The organism is bacterium, from assembly GCA_021372615.1.
Lineage (GTDB): Bacteria > Armatimonadota > Zipacnadia > Zipacnadales > UBA11051 > JAJFUB01.
On sequence record JAJFUB010000137.1, the window covers coordinates 15,314 to 38,814 of the forward strand.

16 protein-coding genes are annotated in these 23,501 nt (G+C 69.8%); 11 read left to right on the forward strand and 5 right to left on the reverse strand.

Annotation, left to right across the window (positions count from 1 at the left end):
• Positions 1 to 60 precede the first annotated feature (60 nt).
• The 3 genes from LLH23_20205 to LLH23_20215 all read right to left on the reverse strand — a co-directional run bounded on the left by LLH23_20205 (position 61) and on the right by LLH23_20215 (position 5,152).
• Positions 61 to 3,348: a LamG domain-containing protein gene (locus LLH23_20205; GenBank protein ID MCE5240792.1), complete on the reverse strand. Its 3,288-nt coding sequence runs from the start codon at positions 3,346 to 3,348 to the stop codon at positions 61 to 63.
• Between the two features lie 11 nt (positions 3,349 to 3,359).
• Positions 3,360 to 4,364: a HEAT repeat domain-containing protein gene (locus LLH23_20210; protein MCE5240793.1), complete on the reverse strand. Its 1,005-nt coding sequence runs from the start codon at positions 4,362 to 4,364 to the stop codon at positions 3,360 to 3,362.
• Between the two features lie 62 nt (positions 4,365 to 4,426).
• Complete coding sequence (locus LLH23_20215) at positions 4,427 to 5,152, reverse strand: hypothetical protein (protein MCE5240794.1); 726 nt, start codon at positions 5,150 to 5,152, stop codon at positions 4,427 to 4,429.
• Between the two features lie 176 nt (positions 5,153 to 5,328).
• On the opposite strand from LLH23_20215, the gene LLH23_20220 reads away from it, so the two are divergent.
• The 6 genes from LLH23_20220 (at position 5,329) to LLH23_20245 (ending at position 13,421) form a co-directional block, all read left to right on the forward strand.
• Positions 5,329 to 5,901, forward strand: a complete 573-nt coding sequence (locus LLH23_20220) for a helix-turn-helix domain-containing protein (GenBank protein MCE5240795.1) — start codon at positions 5,329 to 5,331, stop codon at positions 5,899 to 5,901.
• Positions 5,902 to 5,957: 56 nt separating this feature from the next.
• Entirely contained in the window at positions 5,958 to 6,899 is a 942-nt protein-coding gene (locus LLH23_20225; protein ID MCE5240796.1) for a hypothetical protein, read from the forward strand.
• A 96-nt stretch (positions 6,900 to 6,995) separates the two neighbouring features.
• Positions 6,996 to 9,755 (forward strand): hypothetical protein, encoded by a 2,760-nt coding sequence (locus LLH23_20230; GenBank protein MCE5240797.1) that lies wholly within the window; start codon positions 6,996 to 6,998, stop codon positions 9,753 to 9,755.
• Positions 9,752 to 10,870: a hypothetical protein gene (locus LLH23_20235; protein ID MCE5240798.1), complete on the forward strand. Its 1,119-nt coding sequence runs from the start codon at positions 9,752 to 9,754 to the stop codon at positions 10,868 to 10,870. The genes LLH23_20230 and LLH23_20235 overlap by 4 nt, the downstream gene beginning before the upstream one ends.
• Positions 10,867 to 12,096, forward strand: coding sequence for a uroporphyrinogen decarboxylase family protein (locus LLH23_20240; GenBank protein MCE5240799.1), 1,230 nt, complete (start codon positions 10,867 to 10,869; stop codon positions 12,094 to 12,096). The genes LLH23_20235 and LLH23_20240 overlap by 4 nt, the downstream gene beginning before the upstream one ends.
• Positions 12,093 to 13,421, forward strand: coding sequence for a hypothetical protein (locus tag LLH23_20245; GenBank protein MCE5240800.1), 1,329 nt, complete (start codon positions 12,093 to 12,095; stop codon positions 13,419 to 13,421). The genes LLH23_20240 and LLH23_20245 overlap by 4 nt, the downstream gene beginning before the upstream one ends.
• On the opposite strand, the gene LLH23_20250 is transcribed toward LLH23_20245, so the two are convergent.
• Positions 13,418 to 15,502 (reverse strand): glycoside hydrolase family 20 zincin-like fold domain-containing protein, encoded by a 2,085-nt coding sequence (locus LLH23_20250; GenBank protein ID MCE5240801.1) that lies wholly within the window; start codon positions 15,500 to 15,502, stop codon positions 13,418 to 13,420. The two genes, LLH23_20245 and LLH23_20250, sit on opposite strands and share 4 nt — an antisense overlap.
• Positions 15,503 to 15,650: 148 nt before the next feature.
• Between LLH23_20250 and LLH23_20255 the strand changes: the two genes are divergently transcribed.
• The 5 genes from LLH23_20255 (at position 15,651) to LLH23_20275 (ending at position 21,940) form a co-directional block, all read left to right on the forward strand.
• Positions 15,651 to 16,619 carry a Gfo/Idh/MocA family oxidoreductase gene (locus LLH23_20255; GenBank protein MCE5240802.1) on the forward strand — a complete coding sequence of 323 codons (969 nt, stop codon included), beginning with the start codon at positions 15,651 to 15,653 and terminating at the stop codon, positions 16,617 to 16,619.
• 277 nt (positions 16,620 to 16,896) lie between these two features.
• The gene (locus LLH23_20260; protein MCE5240803.1) at positions 16,897 to 17,487 is read left to right on the forward strand and encodes a hypothetical protein; all 591 of its coding nucleotides are present in this window, start codon (positions 16,897 to 16,899) and stop codon (positions 17,485 to 17,487) included.
• Positions 17,484 to 18,539 (forward strand): hypothetical protein, encoded by a 1,056-nt coding sequence (locus LLH23_20265; protein MCE5240804.1) that lies wholly within the window; start codon positions 17,484 to 17,486, stop codon positions 18,537 to 18,539. The genes LLH23_20260 and LLH23_20265 overlap by 4 nt, the downstream gene beginning before the upstream one ends.
• A gap of 83 nt (positions 18,540 to 18,622) precedes the next feature.
• Positions 18,623 to 19,654: a type II secretion system F family protein gene (locus LLH23_20270; GenBank protein MCE5240805.1), complete on the forward strand. Its 1,032-nt coding sequence runs from the start codon at positions 18,623 to 18,625 to the stop codon at positions 19,652 to 19,654.
• A gap of 36 nt (positions 19,655 to 19,690) precedes the next feature.
• Positions 19,691 to 21,940, forward strand: coding sequence for a hypothetical protein (locus tag LLH23_20275; GenBank protein MCE5240806.1), 2,250 nt, complete (start codon positions 19,691 to 19,693; stop codon positions 21,938 to 21,940).
• A 263-nt stretch (positions 21,941 to 22,203) separates the two neighbouring features.
• Here LLH23_20275 and LLH23_20280 read toward each other — a convergent pair whose 3' ends face one another.
• A complete protein-coding gene (locus LLH23_20280) occupies positions 22,204 to 23,202 on the reverse strand; it encodes a 3-dehydroquinate synthase II (GenBank protein ID MCE5240807.1) in 999 nt (332 codons plus the stop codon).
• Positions 23,203 to 23,501 lie beyond the last annotated feature (299 nt).

Consider the following 23,501-nt stretch of genomic DNA (forward strand, 5'->3'; position numbering starts at 1 on the left):
CAGCGCGGGCCATGGCCGGCGCCCGCGCTGTGGGTGACGTCTGTGGGGGATCGGTCGCCCTTACGGCGTGACGACCAGCTTCTGCGTCCGGCTCAGCCCCGAGGCCAACTCCGTCGCCCTGATCGTCCACGTCCCCGGCGCGTCGTTCGCCGCCAGCGCCAGCCGCAGGGCCAGCTTCCCATCCTTGGCGCCGTAGTAGCCGCTGAACTCCGCGGGCTGCCCCTTGGCGTCCAGGATGTCCACCTTGACCGGCACCACGGCGGCCACGGGCGCGCCCTTGGCGTCCGCGACGGTGACGGCCACATCCACCGCACCGCCGCGCCTTGCCTTCGCCGGGGCCTTGAGCTGCACCGCCGCGAGCTTCTGGCTGGTGAGCAGGAAGACCCGGCCGTCGCCGGGGCCGAGCGTCAGGTCGAACTGCGCGCCGGCTGCATGCGGCTTCGTGGCCACGGCCCGGTGGGCGACGAGATCGTAGACGAACGTCCCCGGCCGCCGCACCGACACAGTGGCCGTGTTGGGCAGGCCCTGCTCCATGACTTTCCCGTGGTGGCCGACGTAGTGGCCGTAGGTGCGCTTGTCATTGAGCGCAAACAGGTAGTCGCTGCCGCGGTACTGGCGGCAGCGCAGCACGATGTCGGCATTCGGCGAGTCGGTGTAGCGGGTGTAGAAGGGATCGAGCTCCCGGCGCAACCCCGCGGCCATCTCCTGCAGCTTCGCCTTGTCCTCGTCCGCCTTCCCCGTGCGCTTGTACGTGGGGATGACGATGTCGGGCAGGATGGCCGGGCAGAGGTTCTCGTCGGCCACGACCAGGCCACCGCGCTTCTGGAAGGCCTTGATCTTGGCGACGACGCTCTCGGTGAGCACGTCGCAGTTGGGCATGACGAGGACCTTGAAGGCGTCCAGGCCGTCGCGCACCACGGTCTCGTCGAAGAGGATCTTGGGCTGCAGGTGCGCCCACTGGAGCATCAGGTGCATGTCGGCTTCCCACGACCCGCTCCAGCCGTAGCTGCCGCGCCCGGCAAACATCTGCGAGGCGAAGCTCTCGAGCATCGCCACATCGGTGGGGCGGTCGGGGACTTGCAGCAGCGTCGGCCCCAGGGGCTGCACGACGCTGTGGGTGAGGTTGGTCAGCACCTGCTGCGTCTCCGGGTTGGTGAAGACATACCCCTTGTTGGTGGTGCCGGTCTCCACGAGCGAGCCCCAGCCGTGGTACATGATGCCGCGGATGGGCCGGGAGATCTTGGACCAGAAGGCCTCGCGCATGTGGTCGGGAGCGATGGTGATGAAGGGCGCCTCCGGCTTCTCCTTCTCCCACGCCGCGCGCTGGGACTCATCCTCGGGCAGCTTGGGCGCCGTGCCGGTGCGGTACCAGATGATCTGCGTCATCTTCATCACTTGCTGCCCCGGCTTGCCCTCGGCCATGGCGAACAGCTCGTCGGTGGCCTCGCCGATCTTGATGGGGTCGGGGTACGAGTAGGTCCACTGGGAGACGATGTCCACATCCCCGCCGCTGCCCCAGAGGTCGGGCACGCGCACCGCCGGGTCGAAGAACGTCCAGAGGTCCTGGCGTCCGGTGGACTTCAGGCCCCGGTGGACCTCCGAGTGCAGCACATTCCAGCCGTCGCCGTTCTTCCAGAACCAACTGTAGAACGCCAGAATGCGGTCGTTGTCCTTGACCACGCGGTTGGTGGGGAAGTCCTTGAGACGCCGATAGTTCAGGCCGTTCTTGCCCATGACCTCATCGGGGATGTCGAACCCGGCCTCCTGGCGGAACAGGTCCTTGTCCCGCTGGTGGAAGCACAGGTCGGAGCCGTCGCGCACCTCGGAGTGGATCAGAGCCCCGTTGAGCGCCGGGTACTGGCCGAAGGTCTGGGCGATGGAAGCGCCGACGTTGCGGCAGAACTGCTGGACCTCCGGGAAGTTGCCGCACACGTTGTCATGCTCCCGCACCGCCCCGGTGCGGTCCACGCGGTTGAACTGCGCCTTGCGCTTCTCGTCGCGGGTCACCCACGTGCCCGGATAGGTGTAGACGGCCCCGTGCAGCCCGGCGCGCAGGAGGTCGTCCAGGAGCCGGCCCTGCTGCTCGACCGACGCGGGGTTCATGGCCTCTGTCGGCTGTCCCGCCTGCCAGACCTTGTTTTCGTCCACCAGGCCGATGAGTTCGTGCGTGAAGCCGAAGGCCTTGAGACGCTCGATGTCGCCCCCACCCCACATCACTACCGGCATCTGATTGGGCAGCGCGCGCGGGACGATGGTCAGCGGGATCTCCTTGTCCACCTGCAGCTTGCGGCCGCCGCTGACCCCCGACGCCGTCACCTTGAGCACGTACGTCCCCGGCCGCAGGCTCGTATCCACCTGCACCGGCACGGTCTGGTCCTGGTTGGGGGCCAGCTCCGGCAGGCTGATCTGCCGCTTCACGCCGCCGAAGACGACCTCGGCGCGCCCGCCGGTCAGCGGCAGAGCCGTGTCGTTGGCCAGGCTGACCGCCACGTTCACGTTCTGCTCCATGCGCACGAAGGCCGTGCGCCCCCCGGCTATGTTGGCCATCAGCCCGCCGGTGAAGTACGGCACGATCCCGCTCGATAGTCGCGCCTGGGCGATGTAGCCGGGGAACCCGGTGTGGGTGCTGCCGAAGCGGTCACCGATGGTCAGGTCGTGGCGACCCGGTGTGACGGGGCCGCGGCCCGGGATGATCGCCTTGCCGATCAGCTCCCCGTTGAGGAAGAAGCGCGAGCGCCCGGCGCCATCGTAGGTATAGGCGACATGCAGCCACTTGCCCGGCTCGACGGTGATCTCCGGACCGGTGATGAAGTCCGAGTCCTTGCCATACCCTAGCGAGACGGACAGGCGGCGCTTGTTCTCACCGGAGCGTGGCATGTAGAGGCAGTAGTCCCAATTGGCCTCGGGAGTCTCCCGGACGTAGTTGATGTACTTCTTGTCGAACAGGAAGACGTTGGCGGCCTTGTCCATCTCGGGCTTGGCCATGAACCAGGCCTCGAGGGTGAAGGCGCCCGCCGGCGACAGATCGTCGCCATCCTTGGCCGAGGCTCCCTGCTCCTTGTCGTTGTCGGTGCCGGCCGGGAAGGACTCGAGGGCCCCGCCGAGGGGGCCCATAGCCACGACGCGGCCTTGCCCGCGCAGCCTTAGGTCATGCTTGTGGCCGGAGCTGTCCTGCAGCTCCCGGCCGGGCTGGAACTGCCACAGGCCGATGACGTTGGGCCCGGTGGCTTCCTCGCCGGCGTAGAGCTGCTGCCAGGGCTGGGGCGCGGCCTCGGCCGACCAGGCCCCGGCGGCAGCCAGCAGCAGGGAGACAACGGCGGCAGTGATCGTGAGTTGTCGCTTGTTCATGGTGTCCTCTCCTACTGCAGCACCTGGATGGTGACGGGCTTCCAGATGCCGCCCGCGTACGCGCTGTCATACACCCGGACGGTGATCTGGTTCTTCTCCCCCCACTTCAGCTCTTTGGTCACATCGAGGGCGAAGGGCTTGTCCCAGCCCTCGGTGCCCAGGTCGTGCTGGCCGACGTACTGGCCGTTGACCCACACCCAGGCAATCTCGTCCACGCCGCCGAAGGCTATCTCGACGGCGAGACACTGGGGCTTGGCCGGCAGGTCGAAGGAGCCGCGGTACCACGCGACGCCGTCGTACTTCTGGCCCTGTTCCTCCCAGGCCGCTCCGATCTTGATGGGCAGCCAGGCCGAGTCGTTGTAGGTCGGCTCGTACCACTTCTGCAGGTGCCCATCAGCCTTGGGATCGGTCTTGAAGCGCCAGCCGTCCGTGGGCAGCGGGATCTCCTGGGACACCTTGATGTCGTGGTCCCAGTCCTTGCGGTCGCGGATGGACACCGTCTCCTTGAAGAAAGGCCACACCGCCGCGGCCGCCACCTCGCGCACCGCGTCCGCCTCATCCGTGCGCGCCTTCTCGAGCAGGTCGTTCATCTCCTGGGTGCGCGGCTTGAGCTGTACGAGCAGTTGCACCGCCGTCAGCCGCATGAGCGGATCGGCATCCGCCAGGCCCTTCTTCAGGTGCGGCAGCGCCTCGGCCGTCAGCGGGTCGCATAGCGCCGACAGGGCCGCGCGCCGCACGAGGGCGTCGGCATTGTCCAGGGCGCCGGTCAGCGCCGGTCGCGCCGGGGTGCCCGCCTCGATGAGTAGCCGCACTGCCGTCCGCCGGACCACGAGGTTGGCGTCCTGCAGGCCGGCGGCCAGGGCCGGCACGGCGGCCGCGCCCTGGTTGGCCTGCTGGATCAGCGCCATGCGGCGCGCGGCCGGCGAGCTGGTCGCCGGCGCGGCCTGTCCTGCCGCCAGGGCGCCAAGCTGCAGCCCCAGCAGCAGAACTCCGAGATGCACAAGGGGTGTCTTCACGGGTTCGGTCCTCTCTGACGTAGTTGGGCCCCACTCACGACGGGCGGCCCAGTCGTTTCAGTTCACAGTTGTCGCCGCGGCCCGAGCCACACCTGGTCGCGCCACAGGCGCAAGTCGCGGAAGGACACGGGTGCGGCCGACCGGTCCGGTGCCGGCTCAGGTGCGTCCGGCGTCTTGATGTTGTACAGACAACCCAGCCCCCAGCCCCGGAACACAGGTGTGCTCGGGTCAATGGCATAGGCGCCGGTGAAGGCGGAGTGCGCCCGGATGCGGTCGCCCACCCAGAGCATCTGCCCGTGCGGGCCCCACGAGAAGGCCAGGTCATGCCACTTCCCGGTGGGCAGTTCCGGGCTGACGATGATGTGCCAGCGGTCCGGGTCCGGCTGCGGCTGCGAGCAGTAGCCGAACGACACGCGGAAGGCGGTTGGACCCGCACGCTGCGCAGCGACTTCCAGCGACGGCCACGTGGTCCCCGGCGTGCCCAGGGTGGTGCGCTCGTACGCGTCCGACAGCAGCATCCCCTCCTGGAAGTCGTCGTCCACAAGGATCGTCACCGCGATCGTGCCCGCCGCGGTGGGCAACTGCTGGCCGCAATCGGCGTAGCGCACCCACGACGCGCCGTTGCGGAGGGTAACGCACTGCCCGTGTCCGATGGCGCCATGCTCCCGGCCGCGGGGCAGCTCGGTCAGCGGGTCCGCGAAGTCCGGCGCCGGGGCAGCGGCCAGGGAACCGAGACCCGCCCACATCGTGACGGCGGCGATCCAGGCGTGCCAGGTAAGGCGACGCATGTCCCGACCTCCTCCCACTGCGGTGGCGCCCGAGCCCCGGCGGCCAGTTCGTGGGCACCGCGGGTATGCCGTTTTCGCCGTCGCCACCGGGGGAACCTGCCCCGACCCCGTCTTGCGCCACCCGGCCTTGACGTCCAGCAGGGCGTTCGTTATAGTGAACACCCGGTGATTATACTGTGCGGGACACGTCGCCGCCCGAACCCGTCGCCGCCGTCGGGCCCAGGCTCCGCGCACTGCGGGAGCAGCGAGGCCTGTCCATGCGCGGCCTGGCCTCCCAGGCCGGTGTCGCCGCCAGCTACGTGTCGGCTGTCGAGGCCGGACGCATCTCCCCCACCATCGCCACCCTCCGCAAGCTCCTGCTCGTCCTGGGCGAGGACTTCGCCAGCTTCTTCGCCGCCGCCGGTGCGCCACCTGACGACCCCGTCTTCCGCCGCGAGGACATGCGCCAGGTCGCCGATGCCACGCGCCGCTATACCCTCGTGCTTCCGCGACGGCCGGACATCCGTTGCGAGATTCTCGACGAGGAGTTCCGCCCCTCGCGCCAGACGCCGCCCTACGAGACGATCGGTTCCGACCTGGCCGGCTACGTGCTGGAAGGTGAAGTGCTGCTGGAGATCGAGGGCCAGGAGCCGCGTGTTCTGCGGGCCGGGGACGCCTTCTACGTGCCGGCTGACCGGCCCGTGCGCGGCCGCTGCCAGGGCGATACGCCCGCGCGGCTGGTGACGGTGGCCGTGCCGCCGCGCTACTGACGCCGCTGCCCACGGGCAGCACTCATTCCGAGCAGTGTCTATCAGGAGGGCAGGACATGCTTACGTCGCAGATGGTCAAGGAGTACGCGAAGAGCGTCGGGGCTGACATCGTCGGCATCGCCGACATGAACCGCTGGGAGGGAGCCCCGCCGTACGCCGACGCCCGCTACATCTGCCCAGACGCCAGGACCATGGTCGTCATGGGCTTCCGCATCCCGCGCGGGACCTTGCGCGGCATCGAGGAGGGCACCTTCTACACCGCCTACGCCTCCATGGGTTACGCGGCCATCAACCACGTCCTGCAGCCCATGGTGCTCTGGCGGGTGACGGCCATGCTGGAGGACGCGGGGTATGAGGCCATGCCCATCTCCAACAACTTCCCGTGGTGCAACATGGCCACCGGCACCGGCGTGCTGCAGCCCAACTGGAGCCGCCCCGTGTCCCCCGACAAGCCAGCACCCGACGTATTCGTGCACATGCGGCTGGCCGCGTTCATGGCGGGCCTGGGCGAGATCGGCTGGTCGAAGCTGTTCATGTCGCCACAGTTCGGCCCCCGCCAGCGCCTGGCGGCCATCCTGACCGACGCACCGCTGGAGGCCGACCCGCTGTACGAGGGCCCGCAGCTGTGCGACCGCTGCATGCTCTGCGCCCGCGACTGCACCGGCAAGGCCATCAGCACCTCCGAGTCGGTCAAGGTGGTCGTGGCCGGACGCGAGCTGGAATGGGGCGCGCTGGACTACGAGGGCTGTAGCCGGGCCTTCTGCGGCGCGAACCACCACCACAACCCCTTCGCTGTGACGGACGAGGACCGCGAGCACTTCGCCCGCCGGAACGAGGAGTCCGAGGGCTACAAGGTGTCGCCGACGTACGGCTATGGCCGGGCGCTGGAGGGTGCACGGGGCTGCATCCGCGCCTGCATGATCCACCTGGAACAGCAGGGCAAGCTCGGCAACACCTTCGACCGCCCCTTCCGGCGCCGGGCCGAGTGGCGGCTGTAGAAGCCCCTGGAGCGCGGCTCTCCGAAGCCGCAGCCTTCGCCGTGTGCCCTGCGGCTCTGGAGAGCCGCGCTCCATGAAGAGATCGGAGTGTCACCGATGAAGCGTACTGAGCTGCGTCACGGTTGGCGGCTGCAAAGCTCATTCCTGGACCCGCGCGACGGCGCGGTGCTGTCTCGGACGGGCGTCGCGTTGGACGGCTGGCACGAGACCGAGGCCCCGCGCACGGTCCTGTGCGCGCTCACCAAGGATGGGACGTACCCCGATGTCCGCATCTGGCCGAACCCCTTCCGGGTGCCCGACTCGTCGGACGCCTTCAACGAGACCCAGGACCTCGCACAGTACAGCCATCTCCCCGACGGCCGGAACCCATGGCGCGATCCGTGGTGGTACCGCCTCCAGTTCGACCTGCCCGCCCTGGCCGACGGGCAGCATGTCTGGCTGAACCTCGACTGCCTCAACTACCGCGCCGACGTGTGGCTCAATGGCGTGCAGCTTGCCGCCCGCGAGCAGATCGCCGGCATGTTCCAACGCTTCCGGTTGGACCTGACGGACCATGTGCAGCCGGGCGCCAACGCCCTTGCCGTTCTGATCCACCCGGTGGACCATCCCGGCGAGCCGCAGACCCAACTGGAGGTGTTCGGGCAGGTCCGCGACTTCCGCACCGACCTGTGCAACGATGTCACCGAGGTCATGTCCGTCGGCTACGACTGCTTCCCGACCGTGCCCGACCGCAACCTGGGCCTGATCCAGGAGGTCTGGCTGGAGGTCACCGGGCCTGTGGATGTGCGACACCCCTTCGTGCGCAGCCAGCTCGACCTGCCTGACCTGAACCTCGCGCGGCTGACCGTGTCGGCGGAGCTGGCCAACGCGGCCGGCTCTACCGTGCGCGGGACGCTGTCGGGCGTCATCACCGACGCCGGCGGGCAGCAGGTCGCCACCTTCTCCCGCCCCGTCACGCTGCTGAGCCACGGGACCCGGGAGATCACGATCGCCCCGACCGACGCGCCCGAGCTGGCCCTGGCTGACCCACAGCTCTGGTGGCCGAACACGTACGGGGAGCAGCCGCTGTACGGGCTTGAGCTGACCTTCACACCTAGCGGCGCGATGAATCGCGCCACTACCACCTCCCAGACGCGGTTCGGGATCCGGCGAGTGGACCGGGAGCTGCACGAGATGGACGGCGCGCACGGCTTCCGCTTGCGCGTCAACGGGGAGCTGGTCTTCCAGCGCGGGGGCTACGTCCAGCCGGAGATGATGTTCGACTGGAACCGCGAGCGCGTCGCGGCCGAGTTGCGTTATCTCGCCCACGCCAACCTCAACTACGTCGTCTTTGAGGACATCCCCAACCCGCCTGACTGGTACCTGGACTTGTGCGACGAGCTGGGGCTGATGATCTGGAACTGTTACTACGACTGCTACTGGCTGCAGCACAACCGGCCCTGGAACATAGATGTCGCGCTGCTGGAAGACTGCACCGTGGACATCGTCAGACGCTACCGCAACCACCCGTCACTCATCATCAACATGGCCCAGAACGAGGGCGAGACGCGCGAGGATGTGTACGAGATGTGGCGCCGCACGATGCTGCAGCACGACCCCGACCGCTTCCTCATTCCCTCCGGCTCCTTCCCCGACTACCGCACCGGCACGCCGCCCTGGTTCGACCGCGAGCTGCCGGTGGGCTGTAATGACTACATGCCCAAGACCTATAGCTGGCAGTTGCCGGCTGGCTACTACCAGCTCGTGCGCGACTTCCGCAACTGGATGTTCATGATCGAGAGCGGGGCGGCGTCCGTCCCGCCGCTGGAGAGCCTGCTGCAGTTCCTGCCGCACCTGGCCGACCTGGGCCCCAACCCCGGCGACGATCCCGGGTGGCCCCTGGATGAGGCCTGGGCGCACTTTGGGGCCAACTCGTACTACGAGTGGTTCGACCGCGGCCTGCGCCTGATGTACGGCGAGCCCACGGACCTGCAGGACTATCTGTGGAAGGCCCACCTGACCACCTACGACCAGCACCGCGGGTTCTTCGAGGCCGTCCACCACCGCATGTGGAGCCTGACCAGCGGCTTCGGCGAATGGAAGATCAATAGCGCCTTTCCCGACATCCAGTGGCAGCTCTACGACTGGTTCCTGCGGCCCATGGTCAGCCTCTACGCCATCCGCAAGGCCTGTGCCCCGTTCGCGATCCAGCTCTCGCCGCTGGACCGGCAGGTCCTCGCCGTCAACAGCACACTGGCGGACGCGCCGGGCCTGCAGACTCGGGCCGTAGCGTATGACATGGACCTCAACGTGCTCACCGAACAGAGCCTCAGCGCGGACCTGCCGGCCAACGGTGTCCGCGAGTTGCTCGTGCTCGAGCTGCCACCCTCGTTCGTCGAGTTGCCCGTGTACTTCGTGAAGCTGGAGCTACGCGACGGATCCGGCCAGCTTCTCGCCGACAACTTCTACTGGCTGTCGGCGCGGCTGGAGGATGTGGACGTGCACTTCGACCCCGATGCGTTCCGCAGTTGGCCCGCCAACAAGCCCATGATGACCCCGCGCCGCACGCCATGCCTGGGCGAACTGGCCGACCTGCTTCGTGTACAACCACAACTGACCGCCGCCAGGGAGGGCAAGGGCCTCGCGGTGCAGGTGCGCAATGACAGCGACGCGTTGGCCTTCTTCATCCGCGCCCGCGTGCTGCGAGGTGGGGACGAGGTCCTGCCCGCGCTCTGGAGCGACAACTACTTCTCGCTGCTACCGGGGGAGATCAGGGACCTCACGGTCGAACTGCCCGCGACAGAGGGGCCGCTGACGGTGGCGGTCGATGGCTGGAACATCACGCCGACCACCGTGGAGCTGGAGGCGCCACGATGAGCGATCTGCGCGTCGTGGTGTTGGAGTTCATCGCCTCCTGCGCCCTGCCCGAGCGGGGGTCGGGACGCTACCGCTACTCGCTCTCCTGCGCCGAGCCGACGCTGTACTCGTCCACGTATGCCGCGATGGCGCGGTCGCTGCTGGGGGCGCTCGACGATGCGGACGCCGAGGGCTGGGCGGCCTACCTCAGTGCCCACCAGGATGACGATGGGCTCTTCCGCGACCCCGTCATCTTCGGGCAGGGGTGGTATGCCGACGATCCGCTCTGGTGCGGGCGGCCCCACCTGACCTGCCATGTCATCACGGCGCTGACGTGCCTGGGCGCCGTCGCCACGAAGCCCCTCGCTTGGCTCGACCCATGGCGTGACTGCGATGCGTTGGAGGCCTGGCTGGAGGCGCGCGATTGGGGTGCACGCGTGGGCTGGACCGGCAATGAGATCATGAACGTGGGCACGCTGTTGCAGTACGCCCGCGACTTCCACCACGACGCTCGCGCCGGCGCGGCAGTGGAGTGCCTGCTCGACTGGCTGGCGGAGCACCACCTGAACCCCGCCACCGGCGTCTGGGGCGACGTGGACGTGACCGACCCGCTCTGGCGGTCCCACGCCGTGCAGGCCGCCTACCACTGGTGGCCGCTGCTGGCCTATGACGGCCACCCGTTCCCGTGCGTGGAGCGGGCACTGGACACCGTGCTGGCGACGCAGAACCCGCGCGGCGGCTTCGGCTGGGGTGTGCACAACCCCGCCGAACCGTTCGCCAGCAGCGCCTGCGAGGACATCGACTCCCTGGACCCGTTGGCGCGAATGGCGAGCCAGACGACGTACCGCCAGGCCGACGTGCAGGCCGCCCTGCGCACCGGGGCGCAGTGGGTGCTGACCAACCAGACGCCCGACGGCGGCTTCGTCTTCATCCGCGACCGCGCCTTCGAGTACGGCCACCCACAACTGCGCGGTGAAGCCGACCGGGGCGCCATGTTCCCGACCTGGTTCCGCCTGCTGTCGCTGGCCCTCGCCGACACCGCCGCGCCGGGCAGCGTGCCCGGCGGCATCCCGTGGCAGTTCACCTCGTGCCCCAGCATGCAGTTCTGGGGCGCTCCCGGAGCCTCCCCGCCATGACCTCGCGCGCACGCTTCCTGGCCGCTCTGAACGGCCAACCCGCCGACCACCCGCCGCTGACCACCTGGTGCTTCGGGCTGCCGGCGCTGCCGGGCCTGAAGTGGGAGATGGATGGCGTCCCCCGCGACTACTGGTACTCCCTGCGCATGGAGCATCTGCACACGACCACCGTCCCCTGGACGCTGGCGGACGACTTCCGGCGGGTGCAGGCCTGGGCCTCGCTGGGCGTGGACGATGTGCTCGATGTCTCGATCCCCTGGAGCATGGCGCCGGAGGTGTCGCTCCGCGAGTGGTGCCCGGACCGGTATGAGGGCGGATACCCGGTATGGCTGCGGGAGTATGACACGCCCGCCGGGCCGCTGCGGCACGCCGTCAAGCGGACCGATCCCGAGCCCCCCGGCTGGCCCATCCAGCCTCGTTCCGTGCCCCTCATCGAGGACTTCAACATCCCCCGCGCGGTGGAACATGCCGTCAGCAGCCCCGCCGACGTGGCGGCCATCCCGTACCTGTACGGGACGCCGGACGAGTACTGGCGAGAGTGGTTCGACGTGCGGATGCAGCAGGTCGGGGCCTTCGCCCGCGCGCAGGGCGTGGCCGTGCAGGCCTGGTCGGCGTTCGGGATGGATGGCGTGGTGTGGCTGACGGGGACGGAGGGCGCAATCCTGATGGCCCTCGACCAGCCGGAGGCCTTCGGGCAGCTCGTGGACCACATCGCTGCGACGGACGTGGCCCGCACAGAGCTGGCCCTGTCGTCGCCGGACGTGGACCTCATCGTCCAGCGCGGCTGGTACTCCTCGACCGACTTCTGGTCGCCCGCGCTGTTCGACCTCTATGTCTTCCCGCACCTGCAGGAGCTGGCCGGGCTGGTGCATCGGCACGGGCGCAAGCTGGCCTATGTGATGACCACCGGCGTGCAGCGCCTCGGCCCGCGCCTGGCCGATGCCGGGGTGGACCTGCTGTACTTCGTGGACCCCCTGCAGGATGGCGTAGACCTGGCGTGGGCGCGCGACGAGCTGGCGCCGCGCCTGGCGCTGGTGGGCGGCTGTAATGCCCTGACGGTCGGCAGCGGCGATGCGGCGCGTATCCGCCGGGAGGTCCGTCTGGCGCTGGACACCCTCGCCGGCACTCATCGGCTCATCCTGCATCCCGTGGATGCGCTCTTCCCCGATACGCCCTGGGCCGGCGTCGAGGCCCTCATCACCGCCTGGCAGGAGTGGTGCACATGAGCAACCCGGGCCGTCCCTTGCAGGCGAGAGTGGCGGTGTGCGGGTTGTGCAGCCCGCTGGAAGTCGGGGCCGATCAGGCCCCGGTACACGCAGCGGCGCTGGTGCGGCTGCTGGAAGAGGCCGGCTGTGAGGTCGTGCCTCTCGGAGTGGTGGACACCCCCGACCGGGCCGCGGCGGCCGGGCGGCTGTGCGCCGAGCAACACGTGGACGCGATCGCCGCCGTCGCGGCCAGTTGGTTCGAGGACTACCTCGTGCTCGACCTGATCGAGGAATGGCCCGCGCCGCTGGTGCTGTGGTCCACGGTGGGCATGGAAACCGGCGCGCTGTGCGGGATGCAGCAGTTGACGTGCACCCTCAAGCAGCTCGAGCGCCCCTTTGTGGCCCTCTTCGGCGAGTTGGCCGACCCGGCATGCGCCGAGCGGGCCCTGACGGCGCTGCGGGCAGCGGCGCTGCGCGCGCGCTTGCGCCGTGCCCGTATCGGCCTGGCCGGGTCCCGTGTCGGCGGCATGACCCACACCGCGCCGAATGAGTTCATGCTCAAGCGCAGCATGGGGCCGCGGGTCGTACCGCTGGACTTGCCGCTGCTCCTGCAACGTGGCGAGGCCGTGACGCCGGAGGCGCGACAGAGGCACTGGGCGGAGATCGTGGGCCGGGCGGGCGAATGCCGCGTGCCCGACAGCGCCGGCCTCGACTCCATGGGTGTCTACGTGGCGCTGCGGGAGATCGTGGTCGAGGAGGGGCTGGACGCGGTCAGCGTCGGCTGCTATCCGCACCTGATGGGGCGCGTGTGCCTGGCGGCCTCGCTGCTGGCCGATGAAGGCGTGCCGATGGCTTGCGAGGGCGATGTGAACGGGGCGGTGGGCCAGCTCACTCTCCAGCTTCTGACCGGCCGGCCCACCCATCACACCGATTGGCTGAACCCGCTGGTCGATGGCACGGTGGTCTTCACCCACTGCGGGTCGGGGTCGTTCTCGCTGGCGGAGGACCCCGCGCAGATCAGCCTGCGCGAGGTGCGGCTGATGGGGCAAGGGGTGTGCGCCCTGTTCCCCGCCCGGCCCGGCCCGGTGACGCTGCTGAGCCTTATCCCCATCGCCGACGGCACTCAGGTGGCCCTGCTGGAGGGCGAGGCGTTGCCGACCGAGATGGTCTTCCCCGGCAACCCGGTGCGGGTGCGGTTCGACCGGCCGGTCGCGGAGCTGATCGCCTGGATCCACGAGGCCGGCGTCGGTCACCACTGGGCGATCGGCGCCGGCCATGTGGGGCAGGCGGTGCGGGATTGGGCGGCCCTGGCGGGGCCAGGACTGCGGCTGGTCACGCCGGGCTAGCCTAGACTGCGCCGGTACGCTGGCAACTCCTCGTCCAGCACGCGGCGCATCTGGCCGATCTTCCACTCCAGGTGCGCCCGGTCGCACATGTACTCCATGCTCGGCTCCCAGCCCAGGCGCGAGTCCGCGTCCACGAGCGGAATGGCCCCGGCCGCGTTGGCGATCTCGGCCTCGCCCAGCTCGCGCATCTGCGCGATGAGGGCGTCGGCCGCCGCCGCATCGGCGGCATTGAGCAGATCACGCTTGAGCAGCCACCAGCGCTTGGTGTTGATGGTCGTCTGCACATAGCGGCGGATGAACCGCCCCAGGCCGAGCATCCGCAGCGCCTCGGGCTGCTGCCGCTCGGGGGTGACAGCCACGGCCTGCTCCAGCTTCGCCAGTCCCTGCTCCCAGTGAGCCGCGAACTTCTCCAGCAGGCCGATCTCGGTCGGCACATCCTCCGGCTTGTGCGGGTTGTAGCGGGTCGTCAGGATGCAGTTGCCGAAGTGCGCGTAGGGGGCGTCCGGGAACTCCTCGGGCTCATCCTGGAAGAGCAGCGGATAGGACGGCCCCACACGGAAGGGTCCGTACTGGTCCTCATTGGTGGGCACGTAGAACGGCCAGGCCTCGCTCCAGTGGCGCCAGGCTTCCACCGCCAGGGGGCCGCCCTCGGGGCCGAAGTCGCGCACCGCGATCCGCGCGGCCATCTCCTCGGTCGTCGTCTCCGGCGCCCAGTACGCCCACTTGGCCAGCTCATTGACGAACGACGGCCACCAGCCGTAGTGGTGCGACTCCATCAGCCCCACCAGGCCCCAGTCCCGCTGCGCCTTGCGGACCGCCTCGTAGCGCTTGGCCCACTGGAAGGGGATCGGCTGGTAGGGGATCACACCCATGTCCCAGGACACGCCGGCAGTGTTGGTCATGCTGTACAGGGGGATGCCGCGCTCGTGGGCGGCCTGGGCCTCGCTGCGGAAGTACACGCCCGGCCCCTCGAAGGACGTGGTGTAGTCCACGCAGCGAGTCACGATGCCATCCTTCTCGATGTTCTCGAACATCTCGAAGGTGGCCTGCAGGGAGATGTCGGTGGGCAGCGACCGGATCAGCGCCAGTCGGTCCTCCTCCGGCGCCCAGCCCCAGTTGTAGGTCCAGAAGACGATGTCCAGGTCGGGGTTGACCTGCCGCAGGATCGGCTTGAGCAGCTCCAGCCACTCCGGGTAGTCGTAGCACGGCCACCAGCCGGGGCTGGGGCGCTTGTCCTTGGTGCGGTCCACGGTGGGGTCGAGGCGCAGCTTGCCGGTGGTGTGCTCGTCGTGGCTGGGGAACTCGCACGACTCGCCCACGAAGACAATGCCTTTGGCGCCGGGGCAGGAGCGCATGAGGTTGCCATAGGTGCTCTCATAGTACGCCTGGGCGTCGGGGTCGGCCGGGTGCTTCTCGCTGATCATGTAGCTGTACAGGTACACGTCCACCCCATAGAGCGCCGCCCGGTCAATGAGGTTGTTCATGTCCAGGTAGCCGGTCGTCGTCATGTCCGTGCCCTTGGCGAAGACGAGAATGGCATCCATGCCGGCGTGGGCGATGGCATTCAGTTGCGTGTCGGGAAACTGGTCAATGCCCCAGCCGGAGTGGATCATGCGCGGGGAGAAGAGCGGCTCGCGGATGAGGTCTTGCGCGTCCAGGAACGGCCCCTGGCGCAGGTTCATCAAGTCCTCGAGATAGTAGCAGCCCTGCCCGATGCCGCGCTCGTCCGCGCCGCAGACGGTGATCGTGTCCCCGGCCACCTGCAGCCGGTAGCTCCGGGGCTTGCTGAGGCCCTGGCCCAGCGCGGGCGCCTCGGCGGCGGTGGTCAGGCGGATCGTCCGCGCCGCGCCGGCTCCCTCGCCCCGCACGAGCAGTGTCGAGACCCCCATGCTGCGCAGCAGGTAGTCCTGCAGGTCCTGGGCCAGGCCGAGGAGGTAGTCGGAGGGCGAGGGGTTGACGGCGATCTGCCAGCCCTCCCCGATGACGGTCTCGCCGTCGCGGGGCTGCTCGGCCGGGTCTCGTCGGTCGGTGCGATGGATGATGTTCAGTCTCTGCCGGAACTGGAAGTTGCGCTCGGGCATGGTTCACTCCTGGGCGCGGGTTGCGCCGTCCCTGCGTGTTCGGCGTCGCGGGCCGGTTCTCCTGTCCCGCAGGGGCGGGAGGTTTCGGTCGCACGGCAGCGAAGAGGCCGGCGCAGGTAATCGGACCCAAGACAGCCGGAGGTTTGCCATGATCAGAATTGGCCTCATATCCGCCGCCTCGTATGCCCCCACCTTCAACGGTGACGACGTGCCCCGCAAGGCCGCCATGACCCATGGGCCGATCTTCTCCAGTTGCTTCAACGGCTACGACCCCGCGCAGCTCGACGCCCACGCGGGCGAGGGCAAGTTCCCCTTCAGCCCCGTGGAGCAGCAGTTCGAGGGCGTGCGGGCGGTCAAGATCTGGGACCCGCTGCGCGAGGCCGCCGAGCATCTCGCGGCCATCGTCGGCATCCCCGAGGTCTGCGACACGCCCGAGCAGTGCACCGAGGACGTGGACGCGGTCATCATCCCCGACGACGGGTCGGGCTCTCAGTACAAGTACGCCGTGGCCGCGCTGGAGAAGGGCCTGCCGACGTTCGTGGACAAGCCGCTGGCCATGACGGCCAAAGAGGCCAGGCAGATCGCGCAGGTGGCCAAGGACCACGGCGCGCCCTTCATGTCCGCCAGCTCGCTGCGCTTCGTGCCCGACATCGTGGCCCTGCGCGACGAGGTGCGCGGCGGGGCGTTCGGGGAGGTCAACCTGGCCAGCGTGGCCGGCGGCGGCGATCCGATCTGGTACGGCATCCACGCCCTCTCGATGGCGTACGGCGTCTTCGAGTCCGGCGCGGTGTCCTGCCTGAATGTCGGCGTGCCCGACCGCAACGTCGTCCGCGTGCGCTATGCCAACGGCCGCGATGTCATGCTGATCGTCGGCCAGGCCCCGCAGATGTGCGGCGGGTACCAGATCAACATCTACGGCACCAAAGGCTGGAAGTCGGTCACGCCGAACCTGAAGGACCTGTATGTCTACCTCATGCAGCGCTTCCTGGCCCTGGTGCGCGACGGCGAGGTGAGTGTGCCGATTGACGAGGAGGTCGAGGTCATCGCGGTGCTGGAGGCCGGACAGCGGTCCCTGGCCGAGGGCCGCGAGGTCACGATTGCCGAGATGCTGCGGTAGGGCGCCGTTGGAGCGGCCATGTCAGGGCGGGGTGTCGCGTTCAGACTGGCTCCGCCAGTCTGCGCCGACGGGGACCCCGCCCTGGTCTGCCACCTGTGCCCCAGTGTGGGTGGGGTAGTGCGGGCTTCCCGCCCGCTCTGAGCCGGGGCGGGCTGGAAGCCCGCACTACCGCCGAGGCAGCCTGCGGCCCTGGAAAGCCGCGCTCCAATCCCCCCGCCCTTCGCGCCTAGGCCGGCTCGTGCTATAATCGGGTGTGGCAAAGGCGGTGAACCTGATCATGCCCGATTTCCAGTGTGAGAAGTGCGGCGAGACGCTGCGCGAGGGGGCCCTGACCTGTTGGGCCTGCGGGACGCTGACCGAGGCGGGCCGACGGGCGCGCGAAGCGTCCGGGGACGATGACGAGACCTGGCGGCAGTCGGTCGAGGCGGCGCGGCGGCGGCAGGCCGAGCAACCCGCGGTGGACCCCGACGCGGCCCTGGAGCGCGTGCTGGTGGAGACGGGGCAGGACCTGCCCGTCACCCGGCGACGCCCCGAACCCACCCTCGACTTGCGCCGCGACAGCCAGCAGCTGCTCTCCTCGTCCGAGACGATGGGCAGCCTCGGCGCGCTCCTGGCGTTCCTGACGTCCCTCGGGGGCGTGCTGGCCGCCGTGGCGGGGATACTCTCCGGCAACACGATCCAGCTGCTGGCCGGCCTGGCGGGCTTGGTGGCCTTCGGGGGGCTGGCGCTCTTGGCGTACTTCCAGGCCCGGTTCCTGGCCGAGATGGGGCGGGCCCTGACCGACGCGCTGCAGCAACTGCGCCGTCTGCAAGCGGCCCTGCAGGAGCGGAAGCCCGGGCACCACGACACGGACGGCGGCACGGAATGACCTCGGAGCCCTTCAGCGGACGGCAAGTCGCGACCGATGAGCTGCTGGCGGAGTTGACCGAGGTGCGCGTGCGGCGGGCCGACGAGTTGCGCGCCCATGCCGCGGCGCGACAACGCCGCCCCGACCTGGCCCCCGATGGCCGCCTCGTGATCCTGGCCGCCGACCACCCGGCGCGGCTGGTCACCGGCTCTCACGGCGACCCGCTAGCCCTGGCCAATCGCCAGGAGTACCTCGGCCGTATCCTCCGCGTGCTGCAGGCCGGGCATGTGGACGGCCTGATGGCCACGCCGGACATCATCGAGGAAGTCCTAGCAGTGGACCTGCTGCTGGCCGAAGGCCGCGGGGAGGCCGCGTGGGGGCGCGTGTCCTCACGCGCCCAGAGCGGGCGTGAGGACACGCCCGCCCACGCGGGAGTAGGACTGCTGGACGGCAAGCTCCTCATCGGCTGCATGAACCGCGGCGGCCTGGCCGGGACCGCGTTTGAGATGTGGGACGCCCTCACGGCCTATGACGCCCGCGGCCTGCGTGAGATGCACCTCGACGGCGCCAAGCTCATGTTCCGCCTGGACCCGACGAGCCGGGGCAGCGGCCAGACCCTCGTCTGGTGCGCGCAGGCCATCAACGCCTGCCTGGAGGAAGACCTCGCGATCTTCCTGGAGCCCCTGCCGGTGCGCGAACAGAACGGGCGGTTCGTTGTCCAAAAGGAGGCGGGCGAACTCGCCCGCATCTGTGGCGTCGCCTCGGCGCTGGGCCGCTCATCGCTGCGCACGTGGTTGAAGCTGCCGTACTGCCCGGACTACGGGGTGGTGGCGCGGGCCACGACCTGCCCGATCCTGATGCTCGGGGGCGAGGCCGGGGACCAGCCCGTGGCCCTGCTGGAGGATCTGGCGCGGGGCCTGGGAGCCGGTCCGAACGTACGTGGGGCGCTCATCGGCCGCAACGTGCTCTATCCGGGCGCCCATGACCCGGCAGTGATGGCGCGGGCGATATGGCTGCTGGTCCATGAGCGCATGCCGGCGCGCCTGGCGTGGGAACAGGCCCACAGCGAGTAGCAGGGATCAGGCTTCCGATGGCCCGCATGTACCACAGCCGTGACCAATCCGTGCCGCGCGCCCCGCGCGCAGCCGGCGTCTCCATGCTCTCATGGGGCGCCAACCCGCTGCATGCGCTCGTGCGCCTCAGCGCCGGGCGGCTGGCGCTGTACCTGACCCAGTTGGGCGACCTGCTCAACGCCGGGCTGACGATGTACGACGCCATGGGTGAGTTGGGCAACCACGCCCACGACTGGCGGCTGCGGCGGATGAGTAAAGAGATCTCGGCCGGCGCGGCGCAGGGGCGGTCGCTGGCCCAGCAGATGGAGCGCTATCCGCAGTTGCTCCCGCCGCAGGTGCGGGGGATGCTGCTGGCCGGAGAGCGCGCCGGGGCGCTGCCCCGCGTGTGCCAGGAGTTGGCCGACGAACTGCGCGCTCAGCAGAAAGCCCGCTGGGCCGCCGCCATCGGCGAGGTATGGTTCGGCCTGCTGTTCTTCGTGGGCCTGCTGGTGCCGGGGCTGCCGCGCCTGATCAACCCCGAGCATCCGGATGTGGCCGCCTATGTGCGGTATCTGACCGGCGTGGCGCTGCCCGCCCTGATCGGCTTCATTGTGGTGTGGAACGGCGCCAAGCTGGTGGGCTCGATCCCGGCGCTGGCCGACCCGGTGCAGACGCTGCTGTACTACCTGCCGGGGGCCGGGCACCTGATCCGCCGCAGCGCCCTCAACCGTGGCGCCGTGGCCCTGGAGGCCCTGCTGCGGGCCGGGGTGGAGATCCAGGAGGCACTGTCGCTGGCCGCCGACTGCAGCGGCAATGCCGTCATCCGTCGGCAGTTGCATTGGGCCGCGGCACAGGTGCGGGCGGGCCGACCGCTGGACCAGGCGCTCAGCCGGGCCAGCTTCCTGCCCGGCCCGGCCAAGCAGAGCCTGATCTTGGGAGAGCGCGCCGGAACCTATGAACGCGTGTTGGGCGCGGTCGCCGAGGATGCGAAGGCGACCCGCTCCCGCGCGGTGTTACTAGTGAACATCACCGGCTATGGTGTGATGCTGCTGGTCTCCGCCGCCGTGGTCGTTCTGATCGTCTACTCCGCCGCCAGCGGCTATGTGAACGCCCTGCTCAATGCCAACCTGGAATAACTCGCGTCGTGTGTCGCCGGACGAAAGGTCATCTCTATGAAGCGTTGCGCCCTCCTGCTACCGCTCCTGCTCGCGACTTCCTGCGCCCTGGCCGGCGCGCTCGCGGGTGGCGACTTCGACTCCGGCCTGACCGGCTGGCAGGTGGTCAAGCAAGGGGGCGCCCAGGCCGCCGTCAGCAATGACAAGCCCGCCTCAGGCCGGGGCTGCCTGCAGTTGGCCTGCACGGGCAGCGACCAGGCCTGGGTGCTCGGGCCCGCGCTGCCGGGGAAGACCGGAGACGTGCTGCAACTGACCTTCTCGGCCCGGCGCGGCCCCGGCAAGGCGATTCTGCTGATGACGCTGGCGGCGGACGCCGCCGGGCTGGCCGCGACGCCGGTATGGGAGGGCGTGCTGCCGGCCGACAACAACTGGCACAAGGTCAGCCTCCTGCTCAAGACTCCGCCGCTGCCGGGCGGCAGCGTACCGCGTCTGGCCTTCGGCGTCGCCGGCCTGGCCGGCTCGTGGGCGGTGGATGCCGTGGACGCCCAGCCGGGCCAACTGCCCGCCCTGCAGCCCGAGAAGCCCACCGGCGAAACGATGCAGACCGACACGCTGCCTGAGGGCTGGCAGCCGGAGGGCAACCTCGACGCCCGCACCAAGGAGATTGCCGGCCAGACGGAGTTCCTGCTGGATGTCAACGGCATCGAGGTCGGGCTGCAGCCGGAGTTCACGTGCCGGCGCGGCGTGCGCGAGGGCATGGTGCTGTATGCCGTCAACCGGGGCGACCTGAACAAGGAGCTGCAGATCAGAATCGCGGCCCCCACGGGCTTTGAAGGGCCCGTGTGGACGGTGCCGGTGCGTGGGAAGTCCAACTCACCCGATCAGCGGGCCTGGGCCGGCACCACGCGCTTCCACACGACGCTGCAGGCGATGCGCAGCGGCACGTTCTGGGTGAAGCTGATCGCCAAGTCCGGCAACGACGAGAAGGCCGCGCCCATCAAGATCACGTGCCAGGGGCAGTACCCGGCGACGGGCGTAGTCTGGCGGGACAGCGTCGCCCCCGCCGCGTTGCAGGCCGCGCGACAGGCCTACGTGGACCTGAACCTGCTGACGGCCCCGCCCGACCCGGCGGCCTTCCAGGCCATGGCCGCCGCCGTGCAGGGCCAGGGCGAGTGCCTGATCGGGCCGCTGCTGCAGTCCCTCACCCCGCTACAGTATCCGGCCGCCGTTGCGCGGCTGTACGCAGACCTGCCCGGCGTGCTGTGGGTGGACGCCCCCGACGATGTGGCCGGCAGTACGCTCAGCGTCCTGCCGAAGCTGGCGGCGGACCTGCGCCAGGCGCGGCCGCAGTCGTATCTCATCTCGCCGCCGCTGACGCTAGCGCGCGACTGGCAGAAGAACCAACTGGCCCCCACGGCGCCGGCGGTCGTGTCGCCCGAGCGCCTGGCGGGCGTCGTGGCGGTCGCGACGCACCCTCCGCTGCAGGCCCCGCCCTGCGTGCTGCAGCAGACCGTGGACGGCAGCGGGAACGTCGTCAACGGGGGGCTGGCGGCACTGGGCGCACAGACGGACCTGGGCGGCCTGTCGCGGCTGATGACCGAGCGGCGCCTGAGCCTGCCGATGCTGGTCGGGCCGCTGCAGTCGCGCCCGGGCAGCGACGACCGGCTGGCGGCGCTACACCTGGCCCGCGCCATGACCAACGCCGTCTCCGAGGGCGCCACCGGCGTGCTGCTGGAGCCGGCCGCCTCCGACGGCAACGCCTGGGGCCTGACCCCGGCGGCTCCGTCACCCGAGGAAACCCCGACCCAGCAGGTTGTGCGGCTCCTGGGCTGCGAGCTGGCGGGGGCCGCGCCGCTGGTGCCCCTGGCCGACAGCCCGGGCGTCTCGACCGCCCCCGATGCCGCCGTCTGCTACAAGCCTTTCCTGCGCGGCGGTGAGGGTGTCGTCGTGCTGTGGAACAATACCAGCGCACCCCAGGACCTGACCGTCGAGGTCCGCTTCGAGCCGGTCGTGTGGCACCGCCTGACCTTCTCCTACCAGGGCGACTTCGCCACGCGGCGCTGGGACCCGATCATGCAGTTCCCCCCCGAGGCCTTCAAGCGTCGCCGTCCGGCCGTCTTCCTCCACCTCGAGCCGCTGGAGGTCCAGGTGCATTCCTTCCGCTTGCTGACGCCCCACGCGGCCTGGCTGCGCAAGGTGGAGTTCACCACGCCCTTCAAGTCCACCACCGGGCCGGAGCTCCCGCGCGCGGATGATCGCACGTGGTGGACCGACATGATGCGGGGCGGCCGGGGAGCGGGGCGGTAGACGGCAGGCCCTCACCCCCTGCCCCCTCTCCCATTGCGACGCTGCGCGTCGCAGGGAGAGGGGAATCTCGTCCGCCAGGGGCGGCGGCTTCCCCGTACGCCTGGTCTGGGGCCACAGCGGCACGAGCAGCCCCCCACACAGTAGCGCGGGCGGCCTCGCCCGCGCGGTGCAGGACCGGGCAGGCGAGGCCGCCTGCCCTACGGGACGGCCAAAGGGGGATGCCCCGGGGAGAGGGGGTGTGCCCTGGGGCGAGACAGGGGGCGCTACTTCTCGCTGATGGTCTCGGTCACTTTCATGCCAAAGTGCCGCCCGCCCTCTTCGAGCGCCACGAGCACCTTGGCGCCCGGCTGCAGGGCCACCAGCGACACCGGCTGCCCCTCCGGGGTGACCAGACGGATCGTCTCGGCGTTCTGCAGGATCGTCGTGATCTCCGGGCCGTCCAGGATGTCCGGCCCCACACGGGCCCGGACCAGGGCCAGGGGGCGCCGCTCGGTCTTCACGCGGCCGATGTTCGCCCGACGCGTCTGTCCCTGCGCGTTCACCAGCAGCACCTCATCCCCCGAGCGCAGGTCCGCCAGGTACGCCGTCCTCCCCTCCGGGAGCCGCACATAGGCATGGACCGGCCCGGCATTGACGCGGAAGGGCCGCGGGGCGACGTAGGGGTTCTCGACACTCTCGGAGTGCGTGAGGAAGAGCGCAGAGCTGGCGTTGCCGGTCAGCATCCCCTCGCCCAGGCCCATGTTCGTCGTCGTGTCCAGGCAAACGCGGTCCCCCATGCCCAGCGGCCGCACCTCGACGATCTCCGCCACCTGCAGCTCCACCTGCTCCTCGCAGCCCTTGACGGCCTCGACCGTACGGCGCACCTCGGTCGGGTCATCCGTCACGAGGACCACCCCGGCCACCCCGGTCTCCAGCGTCTGCACGGCCGTCAGCGCCTCGGCGGCGTTGCGGACCGTGGCCATGACACGAGCGCCGGCGGCGATGATGTTCTCGAGAGGGATGATGGTCCAGTCGGGGGTCTCGACAATGACGAGGCCGGCCCGGCCCAGTTCGGCCGCGCGCTGCTCGTCGGCCTTGCTCTCGATGCGCACGCGCTGGACGTCCGTCAGGTCGCCATCAGGAGCGACGGTCGCGATGAGGCCCAGGGCCCTCGCGTCCGCGCTGCGTCCCTCCTCAAGGACGAGGCCGTCGGCCCCCGCCTCCAGGGCGGCCGTGACGAGCGACTTGTTCCAGGGGATGACTTGCACCCAGACGGTTCTCATGGTGACTCCGATGTGGGAACGGCGTCAAACGGCATCCTCACCCCTGCCCCTCTCCCTCGCGCTCGGAAAGGCTGAGCGCTCCGGAGAGGGGATCGTGGGTCGCTCTGTGGCTGCGAAGTCACAGAACGGTCGCATCGGGTTCCCCTCTCCGGAGCGCAGCGAGGGAGAGGGGCAGCAACTGTATTGCGAGTCAAGCTTGTTGTGCGTGCTCTTTGGTAGTTTGTCGCGGCCGCCGCCTCTCGGCTAGCTCCGCGTCCCGCCCGCCTTCTGTCCGCGATGGAGGGGCCTGCAGGCGGGCG